Annotated in this window: 1 protein-coding gene; it reads right to left on the bottom strand. The window is 69.0% G+C overall.

Annotation, left to right across the window (positions count from 1 at the left end):
- Positions 1-484: 484 nt before the first annotated feature.
- Positions 485-826: hypothetical protein (locus D7V88_RS43505; protein ID WP_208726779.1), on the bottom strand; the 342-nt coding region annotated here is incomplete at its 5' end.

The raw sequence follows: 826 nt of genomic DNA, 5'->3' as shown, positions 1-826 counted from the left end.
CCCCTTCACCCGGTCAGCCAGGTGGAGAGCCGCTGGACGCTCGCCGAGAGCGACGGTCGGCCGTCGTGGGCAAGCGGCCTGAACCCGTCGTCAGCGTGACGCGCGCGCCACGGATCCACGACCTGGGCTCAGGCTGTAACTCCGCCTACTTCCGGGCGGAGTTACGGCCAAGGTTAAATTAAACCGGCCAATCGCCCCGATCGGCGCGAACGCATGACCGAAGGTCTCGGCTGCCAGGAGACGGGGCAGTAGCGGGCCACGTCTTCAGCAGCTCGGCAATGTCCACGGGCTTTCGCAGCAAGCCCACGATCTCCGCCGTCGGAAGCCACTTTTCTTCAGGACGTCTCCGGCGCGCGTCTGGTGAGGCCGCCGTGGCGCTCGGCCACGCCCGGCACGCGGGCTGATTCCCGCGAGTGTCGGGCGTGGCCACCCTGGCGCGTGGCCCGCCTCCTGACGAGCAGCGCCTGGGCGCCGCTCCTCCTCGTCAGGGCTTGGAGGAGGCGCGCTTCCTGGCGGGAACCTGGAGGCCTCGCGCGTAGCGCAGTCCTTCGCTGAAGTAGGTGATGTGGACCCTGCCCGCGTCATCCAGCGCCAGCGCGGAGTCCGTGCCTCCGGTTCCGCTAGCATCCACGGTGGTGATGGCCCACTGGGTGCCGGTCCACCGCGCGTACTTCAGGTGGTGACGCGTGAGGTCCTCGTAGCTGATGTGGGGTCGGCCCTGGGCGTCCAACACCAGAGCGGGCGTGCCGCCCACGTCGTCGGTGCTGTCCACTCGCTGGAGGCTCCACTCGGTGCCAGTCAAGCGCGCGTACTTGAGGTCCTGGTT

Origin of the sequence: Corallococcus terminator (assembly GCF_003611635.1) — a bacterium.
GTDB classification, from domain to species: domain Bacteria; phylum Myxococcota; class Myxococcia; order Myxococcales; family Myxococcaceae; genus Corallococcus; species Corallococcus terminator.
This window is presented reverse-complemented; position numbering and strand designations above follow the sequence as displayed.